Genomic DNA, 23,386 nt, shown 5'->3' with positions numbered 1-23,386 from the left:
GAGCCATCAGAAAGCCTCGCTCAGTTTTCTGTTCTTCTGGGCGGATAGTTGAGAATCATTATCCATGTATGCTGTCGCTATCGATCACACGCTGGCTGGGCACCATCTTGATCTGCTGACCAAGATGTTCGAGTTGCGGCGTCGCGTCCTCGATAATCGCGACTACGACGCGCCGGTTAGCGGCGACATCGAATTCGACATCTACGACAGCTCAAGCCGACCTACTTGCTCGTCATGTCGCCCGAAGAAGACCTCGTTGGCTCCGTACGACTGTTACCGACCACCGGCCCGACCATGCTGCGCGATAACGTTGCGGCACGTCTTGGGACCAATCAGATCCCGAGCGGCCCCACATGTGATTCCATTCGAGCGCGAAGGCCCACAGCGCGGATTGTTCGGTCTCACGGCGCATCCGGACAGGAGTTGCTTTCCTCAATACCCCGCTTGCAGCGGGACATCTCGTTGGTTGGAATGATCGTGGAGTTCGGTTATGCCGCCGACTTGAATGCGCCGGGTCATGAGCTCAGCGATGGAAGCACCACCTTCAGCCTAGATATGAGGAAACTCTGGCGGTCGAAGCTGGAAAATTCCGCAGAATCCCATTCGAATATATCCGGCTCGGCCGGAATGAGGGCGTAACGATCACAGCTGCAAGGGCGGGAAAAGAAGGAATCGATGCTCGCCCGGCAACGTAGGGGAATCGCATATGGCGCTGGCGGGGTGTTGCCAGACTGTCGGAACTGGATTCTTTGGGTGTCTCTCGATTCCCGAAGGAGACCGGAATGCGCAAACTCAAGCGGCTGTTTCGACCGCTCAAGGATCCGCGCGCCAGCAACGTGCGACACGATCTGGTGGAGATCCTCGTCATCGCCTTGGCGGCAACACTGGCTGGAGCCAAAACCTGCACCGAGTTCGAGTTTTTCGGCAGAGGCCGGGAGGAGCTGTTGCGGCGGTTCCTGGAGCTCAGATACGGCATCCCCAGCCACGATACGTTCAGCAACGTCTTGCGTGCGCTGGACCCGAGGGGGCTCGAAGAGGTTTTGCGCAAGTTCAGCAAGAGCTTCGGCGTCAAGGGAGTGGTCAGCATCGACGGCAAGGCGCTGCGCGGAGCCTTCACGCGGGGCCGGCAGGCCACGCCGCTGCATATGGTCAATGTCTGGGCGGATGGCACGCGGATGGCATTGGCTCAGCGGAAGGCTCCCAATCGCAACGAGGTTGCCGGCGTTCTCGAAGTCCTCGCCCTGCTCGATCTGGACGGCGCTCTTGTCACCGCCGACGCCTTGCATTGCCGGCCCGACACGGCGCAGGCCATCCGCGACCGCAAGGGGCACTACGTGTTGGCCATCAAGAGCAATCGTGGCCGGCTCTTCAAGGCGGCCAAGACGTTGCTCGACACCGCCCGAAAGCCAGCGCGGGCAAGCCAGCGACGGACAGCCGCTCACGGCCGACTCGAACGGCGGCAGGCTATCGTCGTCCCGGCACCACAATTGGCAAAGCAATACGGCTTTCCCGCTATCGCTGCCGTCGGTCGCATCGACAGTTGGCGCGCCAACGCCGGCAAGGCCGCCAAGCACACGGTCCGATACTTTTTGGCCTCGCGCCTGCTGTCGCCCAAAAAGCTGCTCGAGGTCGTGCGCGCCCACTGGGCCATCGAGAACAACCTGCACTGGGTTCTCGATGTGCTGTTCGAAGAAGATGCCTGCCGCAGCCGCAAGGATCATGCTGCCGAGAATCTCGCCGCTATCCGCAAGCTCGCTCTCAATGCTCTGCAGGCAACACCGGGTCCCTACCGCATCAGCCACAAAATGCTCCAAGCCAGGTGGAACAACGATTTCCTTCTCTCCGCTCTCGGCCATATGCGATAGCCCTACCCGGCAACGGTAGGTCAGTTTTCGTTCGTTCGGCCCGCACCGGACATTGAGTGTCGGGTTCGCCCGGAAAGCCCAGATGAAGCTCACTGAAGAGGCATTTCAGGAATTCGTCGACGCGCTCGAGACGGCCACGGACGAAGAGGGATTCGAGCGGGTGGCCTCACGCGTCATCAGAAGACTTGGGTTTGAACGATTCGCTTATCTACGTATCGCTGATGACACGCCAACTCTGTTGTCCTCTTACCCAAAATCCTGGACCAAAAGGTATTTCGACCTTCGCTATCAAAAGATCGACCCGGTCGTCCAGCGCGCCGCAAAGGAATACGATTTGTTTACCTGGGGTGGTGCGCCCATCATAGGCGAAGCAAAAGAACGGCAAAGGTTTTTTGACGAAGCCACGACCTTCGGGATCAAATCCGGCATCACGGTCCCGATCAGGATGGGTTTTGGACGGATTGCCGCGTTCACGTTCGCGACTGCCGAATCATTCGCCGGCACCGACCGCCTGCTTGCCGAAACCACCGACGTTCTTCGCCTGATCGGATTGTATTTTCATGCTCATGTGTCGGCGCGGATCGACCGGCAGCTCGGCAAACCGCTCGACGGAGCGGCTTTGACGCAGCGTGAACGACAATGCTTGTCGTGGGTTGCTTGTGGCAAGACAATTTCCGATATCGCGGTACTCGTCCAGATCGCGCCGCGGACGGTCGCGTTTCATCTCGAGAACGCAAGGCGAAAGCTTGACGCTGGCTCGATCGCGCATTGTGTGGCGGAGGCGTTTCGTCGTGGTCAGTTGTTATAACTCGTGCATCTCCTGGAGGCTCACTCGGAATAACGGGCCAGGGGTGTCGAATTTTATTCAATCGGCTATCGACACGCCGCAGATGGGTAGCCTTACTCCATATTCGAACGGCTGGGATATGAAACCGGAAGGGCCAGAATGCCTCGCATCGCTTCGGGCGTGAAGCTGCACCACCACGGTGAAAGCTCCGCAGATCGAATTGTTGCCCCTGATGAATTTCGATCCGAATCAGGGGTCAGGGATTTGAAGGTCCATCATCTTGCCAACCACCCTGGAAGCGGGTTTGATGAAGCCCTTTCCGACCCCGTGAAGCTGCAATCCAGCAATCGCAGTATGCAACGTGGCGGGTTTTACGCTGTGTACCCGCGCGGGCGAGGGGCGTCCGCCGGATCCGCTCCCTACGGCTACGCCAAAGTCTCGAGATGGGCCTCATTGGAAGAGGCGCGCGCCTGGTTGAGAAACTTTGGGACTGCCATCCCGTCGGGGCTCGGAGGCGACCGCCTGTACGTGACCTTGCCGGGAGCAAGGCAGCCCGGCGGAACGGGTCCGGTTCGCGTCGACTTTGCAGTCCCCCAAGCTGCGCTGATCCAAACGGGTAGAGCCGAATGGCGCGCGATAATACAACCGATCCAAAATACACCCATTCACAATGTGATCATTACTGTTCCAGACGGGGTCACGCTTCCTAATGACAAATAATTCAAGCGTCATCGTAACCAGTGAATTCGGCTTGATCGTACGCCGAAACGCTCTGGTTGAGCGGCAAATCGATTTGCGTGATTTGTTCACCGCCATGGAGGTGGAGGAGGGACTCGACGTTAACGACCATCTCCTCTCGTTCGGACCGCACTTTGGAAGCGAGGCATTGAATACGATCATGTCTCGTCTGACAAAGTTGGGGCTGGTATATTTTGACGACTTTTTCGAGTTTTGCGGTGACTATCCGCCATGGTGCTCATTTCAGGCTGGCAACAATCCGTCATCGTCGATGTGACGGAATGTGAGGGCGCCCTGGCTCGTGAATGTCGAGGCGGTTGGCTGCGCTAACGCGTTCGGCGAGTGATCCTTGCGGTGATCGCGCTCGTCGAGTTGTTGCTGGTGAATACCTTGGAGTGATTGACTGCGTCGATGGGTATTGCGTCGAATCATTTGAGACTTCGGTGCAGCCGTTGCCTCTCAGTGGACGACACACATCCAAACGGGTGCTCGTCTGGTACGGCTGTTTCTCGCTCGAGCAATTGAAGGCTCGATTGGTTCCGTAACCTGGATAATCCGTCCGGACGGGCGTTGATCTGCAGCATAGGTCGTCGAGGACGACGATGCAGGAACACGGCACCGACCTGAAAAATGACGATGTACAGACGTTGCATCGTCCTGTCGGGCAGCCAGGTCGCAGTTCACGTTCTCGCAAACTGATCGTTGATTTCTCTGACCGGATTCAGCTTCGGGCAATCGGGGCTGCCTGTCTGCAAGCCGTGTTGTTCGAAGGTCCGAAACCATCCGAAGCGGGCAGCCACGTTGGCCGCCATATGATGAGGGGTGAGGGTGTCGAAAGGTGAAGCTATCACAATCGACACCTCCCGACTGACAAGCATTCCGACATAGTTATCGGTGTCAAGGCAATCGTGATTGCAGATTATTTGACTGGTCTCGATCACGAGTGTTCGGCGCGCGGTGTCAAACCGCCATGTTTCGAAAGGAGCGAGAGAAGCGATGCTTCAAGTCGATGATGTCGTGATGCCGAAGCCGAGGGTTCAAATCACGTCCTCCAGCTATTGCCATCGGGATTTGCTCCGACACGTCCGTTGGGATCGCTTTATCGATCACGTCAAATCCATTCTGATCGATGCTGGTCTGCCGCACTCCAATCGGCAGCAGATGCACCTCGGGCCGCGCATCCCATCGCAGGATAAGCGTGACGTCTGCTCGTTCCGCTGCGGAAGGGTCAGCAGAAGGCGGAGCGATTCGGTGTCGCACTAACACATGGCTTTGGCTCGAGATAGCCCGGCAGTCCCGGCTCTGCGCGCACGGCGTGGTGGAGAACCACAAATGCCTTGTGCTCGCGGACAGGCCAGCCACTCCTCCATCAGACTTCAAGCGAGCTCCGCAATGAAACCCAGGGTCGGCGTCTATCTCTCAAAGCGAACAGCCGCGCGGTTGACGATGGCCGCAAAGCGCCGCGAAATCACAAAATCGGCACTGGTCGAAGCCGCTATCGATCGGTTTCTTGCTTCCGATGACACAACTGACGCTGCCATGCTGGCTGGTCGGCTCGCCGACTTGAGCGGCCAGGTTGATCAGCTTGATCGGAATCTCGGCATCGTAAGCGAGATCGTCTCTCTTCACGCCCGGTTCCACCTTGCGGTTGCCCCGGAGTTGCCGGCAGCGACACAGCCAGCCGCGTGCCGGCTCGGCTCCGCGCGTTTCGACGAATTCGCGGCCCAGGTGGAACGGCGTGTCCAGCTGGGAACGCCGCTGATGCAGGAGACAATGGACCGGCTTGACGCCACGGCGCCGGCTGTTTCTGCAAACGTAGAGGGGGATCCTGCTGGCGATGTGTCCGTCGCCTGCGGGACTGGCTCCGCTGCATCGACTTGGGTCCACGAGATTCAGAACGCCGCTGCCGTCCGGGAGGACGGCAGCACCGACAACTTTCCGGCCGACCCTGGACGGGCCGTGCACAGACGCAGCTACCGGCAGCGATATTCGTGATGATGAGCTGCGGCCTTCACCGGGGCGAGCCGCGCTGGCGTGGCTGGCGGCGTTCCGTAACGGAAGCCGAATTTTGCTGGAAAATCGTGTCCTGATCATGCGGGTGCTTTTGCCGTTCGTGGCTGGTTACTACCTTTCCTATCTGTTTCGCACCATCAACGGCCTTGTCGCTGCTCCGCTGACATTGGAGTTGGGATTTGCGGCCGGCGATCTTGGTCTGCTGACGTCGGCTTTCTTTCTGACCTTTGCTGCGGCGCAGATACCAGTCGGAGTGCTTCTGGACCGATACGGTCCGCGCCGGGTCCAGAGCGCATTGCTGGTAGCGGCCGCCTCAGGTGCGGCACTGTTCGCTGTTTCGGACGATTTTTTTCTGCTGCTGGCAGCACGGGCGTTGATGGGGCTCGGTGTCGCGGGTGCCCTGAACGCTGGATTGAAAGCCCTCGTTGTGTGGTTTCCAAGCGATCGGCTGCCGCTTCTCAATGGCTTCATGCTCATGCTCGGCGCTTTGGGGGCCGTTACGGCGACCTTGCCAGCCGATCTGTTGCTTGCCTTGATCGGATGGCGCGGGCTGTTCGCTTTGTTCGCTGCCATGACAGTCGGCTGCGCGGCCGTGATCTACCTTGTCGTTCCCGACACCGCGAAGGCCGCAACCGGCCCGGCCCCTGCAGTGCTGTACCAGGTCTATACTGATCCCCGCTTCTGGCGCTTCGTGCCGCTGTCGGCGACGACGATCGGAACTGCCTGGGCATTGCAGGGCTTATGGGCGGCGCAGTGGCTCACCGATGTCGAAGGTCTCAACCGGGCCGCTATGGTGTGGCATCTCTTCGTCATGGCCATCGCGGTCAGCCTGGGTGCGATGCTGTGGGGGATAGCTGCCGATCGACTTCGCAGGCGTGGCATCGCTCCGCAAGCCCTCCTCGGGTTCGCCGCGACGGTCGCCGTCGCAGCGCAGCTCGCGCTCATCCTGCGATGGCCATTGCCGTCGTACTTCCCGTGGGCGGTCATCGCCGCGGTCGGCGCAGCAACCGTTCTCGGTTACGCGATCCTCAGCGAGCAGTTTCCGAAAGAGCTCGCCGGGCGAGCCAACGCGCTTCTGAACTTTTTTCATATCGGCGCGGCGTTCGCGGTGCAAATCGGAACCGGGCTTGTGCTTCAGCACTGGTCGTCCGACGCCGGGCAGTATCCGCAAGTAGCCTATCAGGCCGCGTTCGCTCTCAACGTGGCCCTCCAGATCGTGGCGGGGTTCTGGTTCGCCCTTCCTTGGTTTCTCCGCATCCCGAAGCGGACCTTGCGCGCCTCTTCGAATGTCTAACCCACCTGCAAAATACAACAGGTTTCGCAAAAAGCGATCTCTGGTTGTGTGTCACCTTTGTTAAACGGGAGATTTACATGAACGTTATCGCGCTGTCGCAACATCAGTTCGGGCTGAACCTCGATCTGCTGGCCGCGATGTTTCGCCTTCGCCGCCGCGTTTTCAGGGATCGTCTGGGCTGGACCGTGTCCGTCACCGGTGATCTTGAACTCGACGTCTTCGATGCCTTGAATCCAACCTATCTCCTGCTGGTGTCCGCCGGACGAGAAGTCGTTGGTTGTGTCAGGCTGCTTCCTACAACCGGGCCTACGATGCTCGCCGACACGTTCCCTCAGCTGCTGACGGGGGCTAGCCCGCCTCGAAATAACCGGATCCTGGAAAGTTCGCGGTTTTGCGTTGACACCAGGCTCGCCGATCAGCTCGCGGGGAACGGACTTAATCGTGCGACCTTCATGCTGTTTGCTGCGATGATCGAGAGCCTCGGCCTGATGGACGCAGACAGTATCGTGACTGTCACCGATACCAGAATGGAACGCATTCTCCGGCGCGCGGGATGGGCGCTGGAGCGTCTCGCGCCTCCCCAAAAGATAGGTCAGACCATGGCGCTTGCCGGTGTCCTGCACGGATCTCGCGAGACGCTCTTGAGCATGTACCGTCAAGCCGGCATCGAAGGCCCGGTTCTCAGCCGGCCGGAAGCCATTCAGACCGCAGCGTAATGGCCATGTTTTCAGACCTCACAAACGATAGGTCGACCAGATGCTGGCGGACCCACGGCACAGCCGGCTCGTTCTGATCAATCCCGCACGTGTTGGATCTCACGCCGCTTTGGGCGAGTTCATCGCCCGGTGGCGTGAAAGTCTGGCCTTGCTGCCGGCGGTCTCTGAAATCCTTGGCGTCGACGTGAATGCAATTGGAGAATTCGATGCCGCGCTATTGCCTGCCGAGTTGGCTCGTTCGATTTCGTCGCTAGAAAGTGATGGTCTGTCGTTGTGGCGAAACGAGCGATTCAAGACGTCTATCGCGACTTCGAATGTGGGCGTGATTTTTCTCGGTGGAGCCTTCCTGGAAGAAGAAGTTTTTATTGCCGCGTTGGAGGCCGTGAGGCTTGGTTACGATGTGCGCTTGCTTGCCGATCTCTCGGTGGCGCGCAGCGAGGCGGACCGCTCGCTGGTTCTTGATCGCCTGGCGCTTCACGGCGTGCTCACGACGACCGTTCGGCAGGCTTTGTTGGAGTGGGCGGTGTGTCTGGACGATCCCGATTCCATGCAAAGGGTCATCAAGCTCCTGTCGTGACAGAACGGCCGCGCGCAGGCGCGCAGCGGGCCTGCTGAGCGAAGCCGGCATCCTAAGGTCTCGACCTTCGGTTTACAGAAAGCCGGCAGTGGTTTTGCGCAATGTCATCGTCATCGATCTTCTTACCGCAAAAAAATAACTCACGGCAGCTCGACAGACGCCAAATGGCTGGACGAAGGCTTGCGATCACTATAGAACATATGAAGAACAAATGGCAAATCCTGATGGCGCGGTTATGGCTGCAGCATTGTTTGAAAGATTGTTTTTATATTGTAATTACAATAGGGTAAGTGAACTTTTTCAAAGCAAATCTTGGGGGTTGTCGGGCTGCAGGCCCTGCCGTCGCATCGCGGCGAACGACGTACCCGGCCTTCGAGCAAGCGCGGCCGTCGGTCTCGCCTTTCTGCTGCTTCTTGTCATGTCCAGGGTCGCGCTATCTGGAGAATTGTCGGGTCAGGCCAGCGTCATCGGTGGCGATACGCTGGAAATTCGCGGACAGCGGATTCGCCTTTGGGGAATCGACACGCCTGAGAGCACCCAGCTTTGCCGTGCTGATGATAGTCGACCGTACCGCTGTGGTGCGAAGGCCGCCAACGAACTCGATGCTTTCATCGCGGGCCGACCGGTGGCCTGCGCGCCGCTCTCCCAGGATCAGTATGGTCGCACGGTTGCGACTTGTTCCGTGAACGGAATAGATCTCGGCGAATGGCTGGTGCGGAGTGGCCTTGCGCTCGATTGGCCGCAATTTTCGAAAGGCAGGTACGCGGTTGTTCAGCGCGAGGCTGACCGGGCGGGGCGAGGGGTATGGGCAGGCAGCTACGTCGCACCCTGGCTGTACCGCGCGTGTCTCCGCGCGCAGGGCAGCCCCACGAACTGTTCGGATGACGCGAACGCCCATCGCTGAATGGTCCGAAGCGAATCCTCGAGCTCGCCGCGTTACTGCTCGCCGCTCTTGCCGGTCGAAGCGGCGCTGGCGCGATCCGGGCGACTCGCGCTAAGCAATTTGCGTCGATCTGCCTTGCTCTATGGAAGAATCAAAATGGTTGCTGCTGTCCACGAATTGCCGGCTTCGGGTTACGCCATCGAGGTGGATGGCCTCATGAAGACCAGGTTTGCGACCAGCGATGGCGCCAGGGCAGGTGCTGAAGAATTGAAGAAGCGCTTTCCTCTTCTTTGCATAAGAATCTATGACGCTGAGGCAAAGGTCCGGGAGGGAAGTTCAGCTGCCGCGAGTGTAGATCGGCGCAAACATTTTCTTCTCGGCCCGGCCCGACCGGATTGCGCGGTCAAAGGATGACGCTGGTCGAGCCGCAGGTGAGGCGGCGTCGCGGGCTTTTTCGATGTGGTTGGTCCGGATGATCACAACAGACGGGTTTTCGGTTTTGACGATTTGGCGGCGTCCGCGATGCGGACCGGGCTTTATTTGCTGCGCACACCGAGCCGGTTCGTCTCGGCCCTTCGGGTAACAATCCCTCGCGCAAGAGACAGGAACGCCTCGCCGGGGGCACTCGTCGAAGGGGCCCCTGTCAAGCGCTGGCGCTTGACAGGTCGCTATCACTGCCCCGTCGCCGGGTGCCGCTGTTAACCGGTCTCGGCGTCCGCAGGTTCACTGCGCTGCGCTCCGTCTGACACGCTATGTCGATTGGGGGCGATGCGCCTGCGGCGCACGCCCGGTGAAACGCAGATCGAGGTCTGCATTGGTCAATGGCCACGCGACCTCTGGCGCGCTGGCTATGCGTATTAAGGTCCTGCGAAGTAAGCACGAGTGCGCTTCACGTCGCATGCGGCCAGTGCTGCCGGCTGTCTTTCGGCTCGGTGCCAACCTTGCCGACCGCTTCTATCGCGCGAGATCGGCAAGCTCACATCGGGCATCCGTGGATGGTGTGGAGATAGAGTGAGAGGCTGTACGGGGCGCCGCGACGGGTTTGAGGTCGAGAGAGGCTCTCGGCCGCCCGTCGTGGAGAGTTCAGATGACAAAGACCGTCCAGAAGATCACGTTATCGCCTTCGCGAGATATTCCTTTCAACAAGCTGGTGCTGAGCCAGTCCAATGTGCGGCGGGTGAAGGCGGGCGTCTCGATCGAGCAGCTTGCTGAAAGCATCGCCCAGCGAACCCTGCTGCAGAGCCTGAACGTCCGGGCCGTCGTCGACGCCGAGGGTACCGAGACCGGAATGTTCGAAGTTCCGGCGGGCGGAAGGCGTTATCGTGCTCTTGAGCTTCTGGTGAAGCAGAAGCGGATGTCGAAAACACAGGCGGTCCCCTGCGTCGTTCGCGAAGGTGGCATAGCCGAGGACGATTCGATCGCGGAGAACGACGAGAGGATCGGCCTGCATCCGCTGGATCAATTTCGGGCATTCCTGACACTGCGCGATCTCGGCATGAGCGAGGAGGAGATCGCTTCGCGGCATTTTGTGACGTCGGCCATCGTCAAGCAGCGCCTGCGGCTGGCATCGGTCTCGACGAAACTGCAGGAGGTCTACGCCGAGGATGGCATGACGCTCGAGCAACTGATGGCGTTCTCGGTCAACGGCGATCAGGCGCGCCAGGAGCAGGTCTGGGATAATGTCAGCCGTTCTGGATATGACGAGCCGTACCAGATCCGCCGAATGCTGACCGAGAACGCGATCCGCGCATCCGATCGCCGCGCGCGGTTTGTCGGGCTCGCCGCCTATGAACAGGCGGGAGGTCCGGTTCTGCGGGATTTGTTCGAGGATGATGGTGGCGGCTGGTTGCAGGACGTTGCTCTGCTCGATCGTCTGGTTGCGGAAAAACTGAAGGCTGCCGCGGATGCGATCGCCGTTGAGGGCTGGAAGTGGATTTCGGTTGCGGTCGATTTTCCATTTGGCCATGCCAGCGGCCTGCTGAAACTTGAAGGAACGCCGGCGGCGCTTACCGTCGATCAGCAGACGGCGGTCGATGCGCTCAAGGCCGAACAAGACAGGCTTGAGACCGAGTATCAGGATGCCAACGAACTGCCGGACGAAGTCGACCAACGGCTTGGCGAGATCGAGACGTTATTGCTCAGCCTTGAAGACCAACCGATGATCTTTGATTCGGCCGATATCGCCCGTGCCGGCGTCATTATCAGCATCGATTCCGAGGGCCGGCTAGTCCCGGATCGCGGCTATGTCCGCCCGGAAGATGAAACGCTGGTGGTCGAGTCCGACGTCGCCGACGGAGGCCACCCCTTCGACGAGAACAAGGGTTCTGAGCCGGCGCACCGCACGGCCATTACCGTCGCAGGCATGGCATCCGAACCGGCCGAAGAGGAGGACGAAAGGGAAAAACCGCTGCCGGACCGGTTGATTACCGAACTGACGGCCCACCGGACGCTCGCATTACGGGATGCGCTGGCGCAACATCCGTCAATCGCGTTCCTGGCGGTGCTGCACAATTTCGCGCTTGCAACGTTCTATCGGTTCGCGTCTTCCGGCAGTTGCCTTGAGATTTCAATTCGTACCCCGGCGTTTCCCGCCCAGGCTCCAGGATTGAAGGACAGTGCCTCGGCCGGCGCTATCGATGCCAGACACGAAACCTGGAAGGCGCGGCTCCCGAACGACGAGAAGGACCTTTGGAATACGCTCGCCGCATTGGACGGCCATGCGCAATCGTCGTTGTTTGCCCATTGCGCATCATTTGCCATCAACGCCCTCCATGAGCCCGCGAACCGCTACAATCAGGGTCGCGTGTCGGCTCATGGTGTCGCTTCCCGGCTCGACCAGGCTGACGTGCTGGCCCGCGCGGTCGGGCTTGACATGGTGCAGGCCGGTTGGAGGCCGACGATCGACAACTATCTCGGTCGCATTACCAAGTCGCATATTCTGGATGCGGTCAGGGAAGCAAAGGGTGAGGCGTCAGCGCAGCTGATCGACCACTTGAAAAAGTCCGATATGGCGCGGGAAGCCGAGCGTCTCCTCGATGGCACGGGATGGCTGCCCGCACCGCTGCGGCTTGCCGGCGCTGCGCCTTCGTTGGGGCAAGACGGGGAAGCGAGTCCATTACCCGAATTCCTCGCAGAAGATGAGCACGATGGCCCTGAAAAGGTTCAGCGACACAGTGTGGCCGCCGAATAAGCCGGCGGCGCGGGACGGCGAGGCACATCCGCGTCCATGTTTTCACTCGTCTACAGAAGCCCGGCATCGTGCCGGGCTTCTGCTTTTTTGGGCCGCCGCGGCCGTGCATCGCCTGTAGGCCCAGCGGTTGATGAGAGTCAGAGGGCGGCCGGAACGGTTTGAGCCGGTCGGGTCGAGAGAGCGCCGGCGGCTCAACCGTTCCCGCTCTCTTCGAGGCCTCCCTCCCATGATGACCCTCTCATGCTCCGCTACCGCCACGGCTGCGTCCACCATCGCCCATGCGGCGCAGCTTCTCCTGTCCGATCTCGAACGTGGAAGACGGATAGATGCCACGGGTATCCTGCGCTCTGCCATGGAACGGGCCGCCGGCGCCTCGGATGCCGCCGGCGCCTGGCATTGGAAAGCTGCCTATGAGGCCTGTGAGGCCGCGACGGTTCTGTTCCTGCGCAAGCACGGCCACTCGATGCTTGCGAGCGCGCAGTCGTCGGCCTCCTTGCTGCGGATGTTGGCCAAGGTAGCCAGTCTTCTTCCCACCCACACGCGCCGCTCGGAAGAAAGCGTCGAGCTTCAGCAGTTCTCGACACCGATACCGCTTGGCTTCGTCGCTTGCAGGGCCGCCGGTGTCACGCATACTGACGTCGTGCTGGAGCCCTGTGCCGGCACCGGGCTGCTGGCCATACTGGCCGAGATATCGGGCGGCTCGCTGGTTTTGAATGAGTTCGCCGAAGGCCGGGCGGGGCTGCTGGATGTCCTGTTTCCGAGCGTTGCCGTCACGCGCTTTGACGCGGCACAGATCGACGATTATCTCGATCGAGGCGTCGCACCGAGCGTCGTTCTGACGAATCCGCCGTTTTCGGCGCTGGCAAATGTCGATCGGCGGATGGCGGACGCGGCGCTCCGCCATATTGAATCGGCCCTGGCCCGGCTTCGTGATGGCGGCCGCCTGGTGGCGATAACCGGCGCCAATGTCGCGCCCGACAATCCCTCCTGGACATCTGCCTTCAGCCGCTTGCAGGAGCGTGGCCGCGTCGTCTTCTCGGCGGCTATCGCCGGGACCGTCTTCGCCAGGCATGGCACGACGATCGATACGCGGCTCACCGTCATTGATAAGCAGCCGGCCGAAGCCAGGACCGTGTTTCCGCCATCTCGCGGTACGGCGCCGGACGTTGCCACGCTGTTGGCATGGGTGCTCGATCATGTCCCACCACGCCTTCCTCTCGCCGAACCTGTTGCTTCACCGGTCGGCACATCTCCATCGCGTCCACGACTGGTCAGCGGCTTTTCCAGCAAGGGCCTTCCGGCTCCACCGGTCGCTCGTTCTGAACCGGTAGAGCTTGCTTACGATGCGGTGGACTGGACGGCGCCGGGGGACGTCCGGCTCACGGATGCGCTTTACGAAGAATATGTCCTGCAATCGATCCGTATCTCCGGATCGCAGTCCCATCCCACCAAACTTGTCCAGTCCGCGGCAATGGCCTCGGTCGCACCAAAGCCGGTATATCGGCCGCATCTCCCGGCGAACGTCATCGCAGGGGGCCTGTTGTCGGACGCCCAGCTCGAAAGTGTCATTTACGCCGGTGAAGCGCACTCGGCCTGCCTCGCAGGTTACTGGACTGTGGATCCAACTTTTGACGTCGTGGCCGCGGCACGAGACGACGCTTCAAAGGCCGTCCGCTTTCGCCGCGGGTGGTTCCTGGGCGATGGCACCGGCGCCGGCAAGGGCCGTCAGGCTGCCGGCATTCTGCTCGACAACTGGCTTAAGGGACGCCGGCGCACGGTCTGGATTTCCAAGAGCAAGCTGATCGAGGATGCGCAGCGGGACTGGTCCGCACTCGGCATGGAGCGGCTTCTGGTTACGCCGCTTTCGCGCTTCCGCCAGGGCACGCCGATCGCACTGTCGGAAGGCATCCTGTTTACGACCTACGCTACGCTGCGGACCGACGAGCGCGGTGAGAAGCTTTCGCGCGTCCGGCAGATCGTCGAGTGGCTGAGTCCCGACTTCGATGGGGTGATAATTTTCGACGAGAGCCACGCGATGCAGAACGCCGCGGGCGGAAAGGGTGAGCGCGGCGACCAGGCCGCCTCGCAGCAGGGGCGCGCGGGGCTGCGGTTCCAGCACGCCTTGCCCAACGCGCGCGTGGTCTACGTGTCTGCCACCGGCGCCACCACCGTCCACAACCTCGCCTATGCCCAGCGGCTCGGCCTGTGGGGAAGCGAAGACTTCCCGTTCGCGACGCGGGCCGAGTTCGTCGAGGCGATCGAGCAGGGCGGCGTCGCGGCGATGGAGGTTCTGGCACGCGACCTCAAGGCGCTCGGCCTGTATGCGGCGCGCTCGCTTTCCTATGATGGCGTCGAGTACGAGCTGGTCGAGCACGAGCTCACGGCCGAGCAGATCCGGATTTACGACGCCTATGCCGGCGCGTTCAGCGTCATTCACAACAATCTCAACGCCGCGATGCGCGCGGCAAACATCACAGGCGAGACCGGGACACTGAACGCACAGGCGAAGTCCGCGGCCCGGTCGGCGTTCGAGTCCGCCAAGCAGCGCTTCTTCGGGCATCTGCTCACCTCGATGAAGACGCCGTCGCTGATCTGCTCGATCGAACGGGATCTCCATCAGGGTCACGCCGCCGTCATCCAGATCGTCTCGACTGGCGAAGCGCTGATGGAGCGCCGGCTCGCGGAGATACCGACCGAGGAGTGGCACGACGTCCAGGTCGACATCACGCCTCGGGAATATGTGCTCGACTATCTGGCTCATTCCTTCCCGGTCCAGCTCTACGAGCCCTTTACCGATTCCGAAGGCAATCTTTCGTCCCGCCCGGTCTGTCGCGACGGCCAACCCGTCGAGAGCAGGGATGCCGTCGCGCGACGCGACCGTCTGATCGAGAAACTGGCTTCGCTTCCGCCGGTACCCGGCGCGCTCGACCAGATCGTTCAGCGTTTCGGGAGCGATATCGTCGCTGAAGTCACCGGACGCTCGCGAAGGATCATTCGCAAGGGTGACCGTCTTATGGTCGAGAGCCGCGCCGGCTCGGCGAACCTCGTCGAGACCGCAGCGTTCATGGATGACGTCAAGCGCATTCTGGTGTTCTCGGACGCCGGTGGTACGGGGCGCAGCTACCACGCCGAACTGTCGGCCCGGAACCGGCGTCTGCGCGTGCACTATCTGCTTGAACCCGGCTGGAAGGCCGATGCCGCGATCCAGGGTCTCGGCCGCACCAACAGGACCAACCAGGCCCAGCCGCCGTTGTTTCGACCCATTGCAACCAACGTGAAAGCTGAAAAGCGCTTTCTCTCCACCATCGCGCGCCGGCTCGATACGCTCGGCGCCATAACCCGCGGCCAGCGCCAGACCGGCGGGCAGGGGCTGTTTCGGCCCGAAGATAATCTTGAGAGCAGTTACGGCCGCGATGCGCTCCGTCAGCTCTACATGCTTCTGGTCCGCGGCAAGGTCGAGGGTTGCTCCCTTGAGGCCTTCGAGGGTGCTACCGGGCTGAAGCTCGTCGACGCGAACGGCATCAAGGATGACCTGCCGCCGATCACCACTTTCCTCAACCGTCTGCTGGCACTGACCATCGGCCTGCAGAACGTTCTGTTCACGGCATTTGAGCAATTGCTGACCGCGCGGGTCGAAGGCGCCATCGCCTCAGGCATCTATGACGCGGGGCTGGAAACGCTGCGGGCAGAAAGCTTCGTTGTCACGGGCCGCCGTGCGATCTACCGCCATCCCGCCACCGGCGCGGAGACCCGGCTGCTTACGATTGCCCAGCGCGAGCGCAACCGGCCGCTGACCCTGAAGGACGCCCTCGACCGTCTTTCAGACCGCCGCACCGTCCTGCTGGTCAACGAACGGTCCGGCCGCGCCGCCGTGCAGGTGCCGGCGCCGAGCCTGATGCTCGATGATGGCGAGATCGAGCAACGCGTGCGGTTGATGCGGCCGATGGAAAGCCATCATGTTTCATTGCGGGCCATGGCGGAAGGTCATTGGCTGGAGACGGATCGCGATCGATTCAGCGCAGCCTGGCAGGCCGAGCTTGCCGAAGTTCCGGAATTCACGGAAAGCACGATCCACGTCGTTGCCGGACTTCTTCTCCCGATCTGGAAGCGGCTGCCGAACGAGTCGACGCGTGTCTACCGTCTTCAGACCGATGCCGGCGAGCGGATTATTGGACGAAAGGTTTCATCGGCCTGGGGCGCCGGCACGCTTCTCGGGGAAAGACCGACAATGGGGCCTGAGGACGCATTTGCCGCGCTGCTCGAAGGCCGCACGGTTCTCGATCTTGCCGAAGGACTGAAACTCCGGCGGGTCCGCATTATGGGCGCCCACCGTATCGAGCTATCTGGCTTCACCGAGACCATGCGGGACCGTTTGCGGGCCTATGGACTGTTCACGGAGATCATCTCCTGGAAGCTGCGTATGTTCGTGCCGACCGACGCCGGTGGCGTCTGCGTCCTCGCCCGGGTGCTCGAACGGTATCCGGTCGAGCGTATTGGCGAACGGGAGGCCGTGTGATGCCGCGCGAGGCTTCCGAACTGGCACGCCGTCTCGCGCGCGAGGCCGAGGCGGTGTGTCGTCAGTATCTTTCCAATGGCAGGCGCCAGGGGCGCTACTGGCTGGTCGGCGATGTCCGGAATACGCCGGGCCGCTCCTTGTTTGTACGGCTGTACGAGTCGCCGAAGGGACCGGCGGGCAAATGGACCGATGCCGCGACCGGCGAACACGGTGACTTGCTCGATATCATCCGGGAACGCCTGGCGCTGCGCGATTTCCGCGACGTTGCCAACGAAGCGAGGCGGTTTCTGAATTTGCCTCGCTTGACCTCAGAGCATGCCTCAAGTCCCGTTCGTCCAGCGGTGCCGCGTGGGTCGCGGGAAGCGGCACGGCGGCTTTTTGCGGTATCGCGGCCGATCGAGGGAACTCTCACGGAGCACTATCTGCAGCGTCGTGGAATTGAGGACGTGCACCATGGCGACAGTCTGCGTCATCAGCCGCGTTGCTTTTACCACAGCTCTGACGACGAACTACCTCCGGAGATCTGGCCGGCGATGATCGCCTGCGTCACCGATATCGACGGCATGATCACCGGGGTGCACCGCACCTGGCTCGATCCCGAGGGCTTTGGTCCGAACCGCCTTGGCAAGGCGCCGATCGATACGCCCCGACGGGCAATGGGTGATTTGCTTGGCAATGCCGTTCGCTTTGGCGTGGCGAATGACGTACTCGTTGCGGGAGAGGGCCTGGAGACCATGCTCTCGCTTCGTTGCGTGCTGCGGACCATGCCGATGGCGGCGGCACTCTCGGCCAGCCACCTCGCGGCGCTGCTGTTCCCGCCGACGCTGCGACGCCTCTACATTGCCTGCGATGCGGATGCAGCCGGCATGGGCGCGGCGGCGGCCTTGACGTTGCGCGCCGACGAAGCCGGCATTGACGGCATTGTCCTGTCGCCCAGTCTTGGCGACTTCAATGAAGACTTGCGCGCGTTGGGCCTTAAGGAACTTCGGGCAGCGGTATGTACACAGCTCACGCCACATGACGTTGCACGCTTCCTTCCTTGAGACCACAGGCGCGGGATAGGGCAGGCGGCTTGAATCTGGTATCACCATCGTCTGTCCTGGTGCGGTCAGCCTTGGCCGGACAGAGTTGCGCCCATGGCCTTCTAGAGGGCGATCGGACGGCAGGCGGTCCGCCCCGGCAATGGCTACGGTCACGGCTATTTTCCGCCGGCCCTGCGGGCCTTTGCATCGCGAAACAAAATAGCCGCAACCTGCGCCATCCTCCGCTCCGCTCCGGCCCTGCGCTTCCGCCACGCCCTTTTCGGGCTTCGGCGGGACGAGACGCTCCGGGTTCTGGTCCGGTCCGCCCGCCGTCAGGTGATCGCCACGAAGGCCGCGATGGGCGCGGCCGATCCGGCGAAAGGACCACTCACCATGACGACCGACCACGACGATACCGACTGCGAACGGCCGCACGACTTATCTCCGACCGACCATGTCCTCAACGAGCTTCAGCTCTATGGCCACCGTCCCTTCCAGGATGAACCCGACCCGAGGCCGCTCCCCGAAGGCAAGGCCATCACCGCTGCCGTCGCCGATATTTTCGATGCCTTCGTCGCAACGCTGAGGGATACAAGGCTCGAGCCCGACCTGGAGGATCTGCTCTGGTCGACCGTCAATCTGTTCCACCGCGCGACCGGCCGCATCGAGCGGGAGCTCGATGACAACGAACAGTCGCAGCAGAAGAGCCAGCGCGAGCAGAATGGCTCGGAAGTAAGATCGGTCGAACTGGAGCGTCTCACGGCCGAAGGCATCACCCTGATCGAACGCCGGAATGCCATGGAGCTGTTCCGCGATCTCGCTACCGAGCACTTTGAAATGCACACCGGTTCGCCCTGGCGTCCCCGTTCCGGGTCACTGGTCAATTATCGCACGCTTACGTCCGCAGTCATCGACAGCCGCGATTTTCTCGCCGCCAGGCGCCGCCGAGAAACCGAAACGATGATGCCGCCAGGGCCCAAAATCGCCCTGACAGGCGGACTGGATTTCAACGACGTCTCCCTGATCTGGGACCGTCTCGACAAGGTTCACGCGAGGCATCCGGACATGGTGCTGCTGCTCGGAGGTTCGCCCAAGGGAGCCGAGCTGATCGCCGCCAAATGGGCAGGCAACCGCAAGGTCCCGCAGATCGCATTCAAGCCGGACTGGACCAGGCATGGCAAGGCAGCGCCCTTCAAGCGCAATGACGCCATTCTTGACGAACTGCCGATCGGCGTGATGGCGTTCCCCGGCAACGGCATCCAGCACAATTTGCGCGACAAGGCGAGAAAGCTCGGCATACCCGTCTGGGAGTTTGGCGGCGCTTGAGCGCCGCTTTGCTCATCGACGTGCAACTCGCAGCGAAACTTCTCGCCGAGCTCGATCAATTTCGATCGACCGTATACGGCATATCGCGATGCGTCACTTCTAAGAAATTGGCGCCGTGGTGGTGACGAAAGACGGGGCCGTTATATCTGTGCAACGGGGCTATCACCATCGCCGTCGGGATATGCCCCCAATTCGTTGTCATGGCATCCGCGCAGAACGGATAATCCATCCCCGTCTTCGTCGCCGAACAGGTACGTCCGCGGTGGCGCATTGAACGAAGGCTCGTCGAGCTTGCGCAAGGGGGGCCTGCGCTCCTCGAATTACTCGCCCAGTCCGCACGTGTTTGCGGGCCGACCCCCTCAAGAGCCGGTAGCCGGAAAACCCTCTGGTTGAAACGGCTGGTTCTGTTTCAGCGACGCCGCCGATGCCGCACATCGTTGCTTCCCTTGCGGACCCTGCTAACCTTCTTTTCTGCCACGACGCCATCCACCACGTCTTCTCCGTTAGGTACGGTTCAGCGCGCGAGCGCACCGGACCTTCTTGATGGCTTGATCTGGCCGAAGATCGACTGCGTCTCGATCGCCTGAGCCGCAACACCGCCGCTGCGACGTTCTTCCCCTGGGCTGCAGCCCATTCCTCGCGAGACAAGAAAGTCTCAACCCCGGTGTCCTCCGCTGTGCTTCGGCCCGCTGGCGGGTGCGTCGTCGATCGTCTTCGGCCTGTAGATCGCCATCGAGGCCGCGGTGGTCGCGGGCTCGAACCACAACAGGAGAAGTGACATGGCTACCATCGGTTCATTCAAGAAGGTCGACAATGATTTCCAGGGCGAAATTGCCACCCTCAGCCTGAAGGCGAAGGGCGTTCGCATCGTCGCTGAAGACAACCGTTCGTCCAACCAGAACGCTCCGAGCCACCGCATCTATGTGGGGCGGGCGGAAATCGGAGCCGGCTGGTCCAAGCGCTCCGAGGAGGGGCGCGACTACCTCTCGCTCAAGCTCGACGACCCGTCGTTCAACGCGCCGATCTACGCGAACCTCTTCAACGACGAAGAAGGAGACGGCTTCACGTTGATCTGGTCGCGGGCGCGCAAGAGCAACGACTGAGGCGCCTTCCCCGGGGAGCCCCGTCCGGTCCGCCGGACGGGGCTTTTCGTTATCTCGATGATCCGCACGCAGCGCCGCTCGGTGAACTGCCGTAACGACCGGCCGTCGATGGCATGCCTTGGAGATGGCAAGGGAGTCTCGTGTGCGGCCGCCTGGTAACGGAAGATCGGTGCCGCACAACGCCGGCGTTGCGGAGAGGGCATTCGGTGCCGAGTTTCACGCATCGACACGTGCAAAATCTCGGTAGGCTAGGGTTTGTTAAACGATTGTTTACGTCGTTGACGTGCTCGCCGTCGGCTTGATTCGAAGCCGAATCCGCGAGTCTCTGAGTCGCACAAGAGTCAAGGGCAGCTGGTCAAGTTTGCGCCGATCGCGGCGGCGCGACTCGTTCTATACCCATTGGGACACCTGTGCGCTGAACGATACGGAGGGCCAATGCGAAGCTCGTTCCGCCTTTTCACCAATCCGCAGGCGGCAATTGACCGCAATTGCCTGAGCCTGCTGATTGTGAGCCTTTCTACGCTTGCCTCGACGGCAATCCTTTTGGCCCAGCTGGTGCCGACAATGCTCGCTGGATAGGGAGCGGGAATAAAGTTGCTCTCCTGGGCCCGCGGCCGTTGTTGTGACTGGTTCAAGCCCGCGTATGACCTGATCAAAGAAGAAAGCCGGAACTTTCAGCGCGTGGGCCTCGAGATCCGGCTTCGCGTGGTCTGGCTTTTGAACCACATCAAGTCGCGGCAATTTCAGTCTCCCGGTGACAGGACCGCGCGCGCCTTGATGTGTCTCAGAACAGCTCGTGCGTAGGGAAGAACCTACTTCTTCTTTGCGGTCTTTTTCTTCGCGGTCTTCTTCTTTGCGGCTGCCTTCTTCGCTTTCTTGGCCATGTTGCCCTCCGTGATCTCAGGTTGGTTCAATGCAAGTCGAGCGCCGACCTGCATGATTGAAGCGTACACCACAATTACAGATTCGATACTGCAGGTTTCGAAGAAGGTAAACGGCCATTGCGATTTGCTGGCCGCGACGCTTGATGATGCGTCGATACGATAGATGAATGCCGGCTTCGCGGTTGCTTGCGGTCATCCACTCTGTTGCCGATATGGAGCTTCGTCATCGGCGCCGAACGCCGTAGCGTTCGATTTCGTGCGGTTTGAAATAAGCGCGAGACAGTTGCTCCATGGCTTGGGGGCCGTCCGATAATAGGCCGGCAGTTACAGGCAATTGCGGTTCGTGCCCTTGATGTGCTGGCGACAAATCGGGCCTCCTCGGTCACCGAAGATTGCGCATCTCGAGCGGCCTCCCGACCAGATGGGGTGGATCTGTCTGTCGGGGGAATCTATCGCCTAGCGGCGCTCCTGCTGAGCACGATCGGGTGGTCGGGCTGATTGCCGCCGCCGATCAATACGGCGTTAGGCCGCTATGGCCTGAACCCTTTTCGCCTCGATCCGTGAAGCCCTGCGGACCGAGCTGGAAAGCTGAGATCAGGCGGTCAGGAGGGCGACAGCGGCGCGCTTGGATCACAAATCGGACTGAATAAAACAAAAATGGCGTCGCGCGCCATTTTTTGCCTTTACGATAGCGCCTCGTCGGAGATTCGTTGGGGCATTTCTCGTGAAATACGCCGCCGCCGCTTCCTCAAGTTCCACCGCCAGCCCCGATGGTCCGGCGGCGTTCGATCCCAGCGACTGGGCCTGGGAATTTCTGCGCCGCAATCCGGATTACCGGGCTGACTGGCAAGCCTCTGTTCCCCGACGCCTGTCGCATGTCACTTTGAAGGACGGCACCCGGCTGTTGCGGTTACGGCGGCGCTATCCCCGTGCCGAGCGGTGGGGATTGTATGCGTTTGCTGATCCCTCGTTTCCGGCTCGTCGCGCGCCTGCGTTCTGGCATCTCGATGCGTTGCAGCGGGTTATTCGGCTTCGCGCGGAGCTTCCCGCCGAGCGCACCGAACAACACAAGAGCGCTGCGCTGCTTGCGTTGTCGGATTTCAGGGTCGACCGGGTCGCTGCCATCGGCGTCGATAACGTTCCGCTGGTCCTGATGAAGGGCCCGGGAAGCCATGTGCCCGTCGAAATTCGTGGCCTCGCGGCGTTGTCTCTGCCGTTTGCGCCGGTATTCGAAATCGGCGGCCTGCTCGATTTGGGGGCTCAAACCGAATTGCTGAAGCGTCTCCACCGCTTTGCCGAGCAGGCGCCGATCCCAGGCGGTCGATCGGCATTAGCGGTCGACGAACGGCTGCATCATGCGCTGATCGCGCTTGATGAAAGCCTGGCCGGCAAGACCTACCGGCAGATCGCAATCACCATCTATGGCGAGAAACGCGTGGCCGAGGAATGGCAAGGACCGAGCCAGTTCCTCAAGGACCGTACGCGGCGGCTGGTCGCCAAGGGGACCGAGTTGATGAAGGGCGGCTACCGGGATTTATTGCTCTAGCCGGTCGCTCCTTTGATCGTTGACCTCCTCGATCCATATAGGGGTGGCGATTTCGCTTTTCCCTCTCTTCACCACTGCCGCTGAGGCGGTAATCGGACGACGCTTGCTCTTGCACTCGCACTTTGACGAGATGCCGGACAGGAACGATCGACATGCCAGAAGAGGCAAGGAAAGATCAGGACCCACCATTCCTGAACACCGTGGAGGCCGCAGCCTGGCTGCGGCTCACCAAGAACACGCTCGAGAAAATGCGGGTGCAGGGCCGAGGCCCGGTCTACCGCAAGCATGGACGCTATGTCCGCTATCACATCGAAGATCTCGTCGATTATTCGAAGGCCAGTCTGCGGAGGTCGACATCCGATGCAGATTGATCGGCATCTGCGTTTACGCATCGCTGTGCTGGCGGCGATGTCGGCGGCCAATATTGCAATGCTCGTTGGCTTATATGTTCATGCACCGCTGATCGTCTACAATGCCTCAGGCAGTGCGCCGCTCGGCTTCTATTACCTGGAGAACCGCCTGCCCAGTCGTGAAGAAGTCGCGGTCATCAGGCCTCCGCCGCTGCTTGAGGCCTTAATGGCCGCGCGTGGAATTCTGCCGGCTAAAGTGCCGCTGGTGAAACAAGTCACGGCGGTCGGGGGCGATGAAGTCTGCCGCTCCAGGGAGAGTGCAGGCACTCTCTCTGTGAACGGCAGGGTCGTCGCCGAAGTGCTGGAGAAGGACCGGGAAGGGCGGCCGCTGCCGTCGTGGGATGGCTGCATCCGGTTGATCGATGGCGAATTCTTCCTGCTGCAGCCGCACCCTCATTCGTTCGATTCCAGGTATTTCGGGCCGGTATTGAGATGCGACATTCTGGGCGTCGCCCGGCCGATATGGACCTGGAATCCGGATCAATAGGCTTCGTGATCGACGACGAGGGGTAGTTT

The 23,386-nt window shown here is 61.2% G+C and carries 20 protein-coding genes; 18 read left to right on the top strand and 2 right to left on the bottom strand.

The genetic code is table 11. The features are described from left to right. Nucleotides 1–234 precede the first annotated feature (234 nt). From ACH79_RS45285 to ACH79_RS37550, 14 genes are all read left to right on the top strand, one after another. On the top strand, nucleotides 235–639 hold the full coding sequence (locus ACH79_RS45285) for a hypothetical protein (protein ID WP_371419488.1): 405 nt from the start codon (nucleotides 235–237) through the stop codon (nucleotides 637–639). Between the two features lie 143 nt (nucleotides 640–782). Next, nucleotides 783–1,865 (top strand): ISAs1 family transposase, encoded by a 1,083-nt coding sequence (locus tag ACH79_RS37605; RefSeq protein WP_161855406.1) that lies wholly within the window; start codon nucleotides 783–785, stop codon nucleotides 1,863–1,865. A gap of 82 nt (nucleotides 1,866–1,947) precedes the next feature. After that, nucleotides 1,948–2,673, top strand: coding sequence for an autoinducer binding domain-containing protein (locus ACH79_RS37600; protein ID WP_161855405.1), 726 nt, complete (start codon nucleotides 1,948–1,950; stop codon nucleotides 2,671–2,673). 688 nt (nucleotides 2,674–3,361) lie between these two features. Next, nucleotides 3,362–3,667, top strand: coding sequence for a hypothetical protein (locus ACH79_RS37595; RefSeq protein WP_161855404.1), 306 nt, complete (start codon nucleotides 3,362–3,364; stop codon nucleotides 3,665–3,667). A gap of 1,169 nt (nucleotides 3,668–4,836) precedes the next feature. Then, on the top strand, nucleotides 4,837–5,385 hold the full coding sequence (locus ACH79_RS43390; protein ID WP_202639380.1) for a hypothetical protein: 549 nt from the start codon (nucleotides 4,837–4,839) through the stop codon (nucleotides 5,383–5,385). Nucleotides 5,386–5,482: 97 nt separating this feature from the next. Beyond that, nucleotides 5,483–6,697: a nitrate/nitrite transporter gene (locus ACH79_RS37585; protein ID WP_161856772.1), complete on the top strand. Its 1,215-nt coding sequence runs from the start codon at nucleotides 5,483–5,485 to the stop codon at nucleotides 6,695–6,697. After that, nucleotides 6,646–7,413, top strand: a complete 768-nt coding sequence (locus tag ACH79_RS37580) for an acyl-homoserine-lactone synthase (RefSeq protein WP_246738289.1) — start codon at nucleotides 6,646–6,648, stop codon at nucleotides 7,411–7,413. Before ACH79_RS37585 ends, ACH79_RS37580 begins: the two co-directional genes overlap by 52 nt. A 40-nt stretch (nucleotides 7,414–7,453) precedes the next feature. Continuing rightward, on the top strand, nucleotides 7,454–7,990 hold the full coding sequence (locus ACH79_RS37575) for a hypothetical protein (protein WP_161855402.1): 537 nt from the start codon (nucleotides 7,454–7,456) through the stop codon (nucleotides 7,988–7,990). A gap of 211 nt (nucleotides 7,991–8,201) precedes the next feature. Then, a complete protein-coding gene (locus ACH79_RS37570) occupies nucleotides 8,202–8,894 on the top strand; it encodes a thermonuclease family protein (RefSeq protein WP_371419322.1) in 693 nt (230 codons plus the stop codon). Nucleotides 8,895–9,029: 135 nt separating this feature from the next. Continuing rightward, nucleotides 9,030–9,287 (top strand): hypothetical protein, encoded by a 258-nt coding sequence (locus tag ACH79_RS43385; protein ID WP_202639379.1) that lies wholly within the window; start codon nucleotides 9,030–9,032, stop codon nucleotides 9,285–9,287. Between the two features lie 673 nt (nucleotides 9,288–9,960). After that, nucleotides 9,961–12,063 carry a ParB/RepB/Spo0J family partition protein gene (locus ACH79_RS37565; RefSeq protein ID WP_161855401.1) on the top strand — a complete coding sequence of 701 codons (2,103 nt, stop codon included), beginning with the start codon at nucleotides 9,961–9,963 and terminating at the stop codon, nucleotides 12,061–12,063. Nucleotides 12,064–12,289: 226 nt separating this feature from the next. Next, nucleotides 12,290–16,579, top strand: a complete 4,290-nt coding sequence (locus ACH79_RS37560) for a strawberry notch-like NTP hydrolase domain-containing protein (RefSeq protein WP_161855400.1) — start codon at nucleotides 12,290–12,292, stop codon at nucleotides 16,577–16,579. Next, on the top strand, nucleotides 16,579–17,622 hold the full coding sequence (locus ACH79_RS37555) for a toprim domain-containing protein (protein WP_161855399.1): 1,044 nt from the start codon (nucleotides 16,579–16,581) through the stop codon (nucleotides 17,620–17,622). The genes ACH79_RS37560 and ACH79_RS37555 overlap by 1 nt, the downstream gene beginning before the upstream one ends. Before the next feature lie 336 nt (nucleotides 17,623–17,958). Then, nucleotides 17,959–18,927 (top strand): DUF2493 domain-containing protein, encoded by a 969-nt coding sequence (locus ACH79_RS37550; RefSeq protein WP_371419321.1) that lies wholly within the window; start codon nucleotides 17,959–17,961, stop codon nucleotides 18,925–18,927. A 55-nt stretch (nucleotides 18,928–18,982) separates the two neighbouring features. On the opposite strand, the gene ACH79_RS37545 is transcribed toward ACH79_RS37550, so the two are convergent. Beyond that, nucleotides 18,983–19,156 carry a hypothetical protein gene (locus tag ACH79_RS37545; RefSeq protein WP_161855398.1) on the bottom strand — a complete coding sequence of 58 codons (174 nt, stop codon included), beginning with the start codon at nucleotides 19,154–19,156 and terminating at the stop codon, nucleotides 18,983–18,985. Nucleotides 19,157–19,582: 426 nt separating this feature from the next. Beyond that, on the bottom strand, nucleotides 19,583–19,708 hold the full coding sequence (locus tag ACH79_RS44870; protein WP_256380285.1) for a hypothetical protein: 126 nt from the start codon (nucleotides 19,706–19,708) through the stop codon (nucleotides 19,583–19,585). Here ACH79_RS44870 and ACH79_RS37540 point away from each other — a divergent pair. The 4 genes from ACH79_RS37540 (at nucleotide 19,707) to ACH79_RS37525 (ending at nucleotide 23,357) form a co-directional block, all read left to right on the top strand. Continuing rightward, on the top strand, nucleotides 19,707–20,030 hold the full coding sequence (locus ACH79_RS37540) for a DUF736 domain-containing protein (RefSeq protein ID WP_161855397.1): 324 nt from the start codon (nucleotides 19,707–19,709) through the stop codon (nucleotides 20,028–20,030). The two genes, ACH79_RS44870 and ACH79_RS37540, sit on opposite strands and share 2 nt — an antisense overlap. A 1,608-nt stretch (nucleotides 20,031–21,638) precedes the next feature. Continuing rightward, on the top strand, nucleotides 21,639–22,460 hold the full coding sequence (locus ACH79_RS37535) for a DUF2285 domain-containing protein (RefSeq protein ID WP_161855396.1): 822 nt from the start codon (nucleotides 21,639–21,641) through the stop codon (nucleotides 22,458–22,460). Between the two features lie 152 nt (nucleotides 22,461–22,612). Further along, a complete protein-coding gene (locus ACH79_RS37530) occupies nucleotides 22,613–22,831 on the top strand; it encodes a helix-turn-helix domain-containing protein (protein WP_161855395.1) in 219 nt (72 codons plus the stop codon). Beyond that, nucleotides 22,821–23,357 (top strand): S26 family signal peptidase, encoded by a 537-nt coding sequence (locus ACH79_RS37525; protein WP_202639112.1) that lies wholly within the window; start codon nucleotides 22,821–22,823, stop codon nucleotides 23,355–23,357. Before ACH79_RS37530 ends, ACH79_RS37525 begins: the two co-directional genes overlap by 11 nt. Nucleotides 23,358–23,386 lie beyond the last annotated feature (29 nt).

The sequence above is a fragment of the Bradyrhizobium sp. CCBAU 051011 genome (assembly GCF_009930815.1).
Lineage (GTDB): Bacteria > Pseudomonadota > Alphaproteobacteria > Rhizobiales > Xanthobacteraceae > Bradyrhizobium.
This window is presented reverse-complemented; position numbering and strand designations above follow the sequence as displayed.

Bases quoted from the DNA above. Each gene is read 5' to 3' on its own strand.
- ACH79_RS44870 (WP_256380285.1), bottom strand. From the start codon at position 19,708: ATGTCACTTCTCCTGTTGTGGTTCGAGCCCGCGACCACCGCGGCCTCG.
- ACH79_RS37540 (WP_161855397.1), top strand. From the start codon at position 19,707: ATGGCTACCATCGGTTCATTCAAGAAGGTCGACAATGATTTCCAGGGC.
- ACH79_RS37550 (WP_371419321.1), top strand. From the start codon at position 17,959: ATGGGCGCGGCCGATCCGGCGAAAGGACCACTCACCATGACGACCGAC.
- ACH79_RS37530 (WP_161855395.1), top strand. From the start codon at position 22,613: ATGCCAGAAGAGGCAAGGAAAGATCAGGACCCACCATTCCTGAACACC.
- ACH79_RS37525 (WP_202639112.1), top strand. From the start codon at position 22,821: ATGCAGATTGATCGGCATCTGCGTTTACGCATCGCTGTGCTGGCGGCG.
- ACH79_RS37545 (WP_161855398.1), bottom strand. From the start codon at position 19,156: ATGGATTATCCGTTCTGCGCGGATGCCATGACAACGAATTGGGGGCAT.
- ACH79_RS37560 (WP_161855400.1), top strand. From the start codon at position 12,290: ATGATGACCCTCTCATGCTCCGCTACCGCCACGGCTGCGTCCACCATC.
- ACH79_RS37575 (WP_161855402.1), top strand. From the start codon at position 7,454: ATGCTGGCGGACCCACGGCACAGCCGGCTCGTTCTGATCAATCCCGCA.
- ACH79_RS37600 (WP_161855405.1), top strand. From the start codon at position 1,948: ATGAAGCTCACTGAAGAGGCATTTCAGGAATTCGTCGACGCGCTCGAG.
- ACH79_RS45285 (WP_371419488.1), top strand. From the start codon at position 235: ATGTCGCCCGAAGAAGACCTCGTTGGCTCCGTACGACTGTTACCGACC.
- ACH79_RS37570 (WP_371419322.1), top strand. From the start codon at position 8,202: ATGGCAAATCCTGATGGCGCGGTTATGGCTGCAGCATTGTTTGAAAGA.
- ACH79_RS43385 (WP_202639379.1), top strand. From the start codon at position 9,030: ATGGTTGCTGCTGTCCACGAATTGCCGGCTTCGGGTTACGCCATCGAG.
- ACH79_RS37585 (WP_161856772.1), top strand. From the start codon at position 5,483: ATGCGGGTGCTTTTGCCGTTCGTGGCTGGTTACTACCTTTCCTATCTG.
- ACH79_RS43390 (WP_202639380.1), top strand. From the start codon at position 4,837: ATGGCCGCAAAGCGCCGCGAAATCACAAAATCGGCACTGGTCGAAGCC.
- ACH79_RS37555 (WP_161855399.1), top strand. From the start codon at position 16,579: ATGCCGCGCGAGGCTTCCGAACTGGCACGCCGTCTCGCGCGCGAGGCC.
- ACH79_RS37605 (WP_161855406.1), top strand. From the start codon at position 783: ATGCGCAAACTCAAGCGGCTGTTTCGACCGCTCAAGGATCCGCGCGCC.
- ACH79_RS37595 (WP_161855404.1), top strand. From the start codon at position 3,362: ATGACAAATAATTCAAGCGTCATCGTAACCAGTGAATTCGGCTTGATC.
- ACH79_RS37565 (WP_161855401.1), top strand. From the start codon at position 9,961: ATGACAAAGACCGTCCAGAAGATCACGTTATCGCCTTCGCGAGATATT.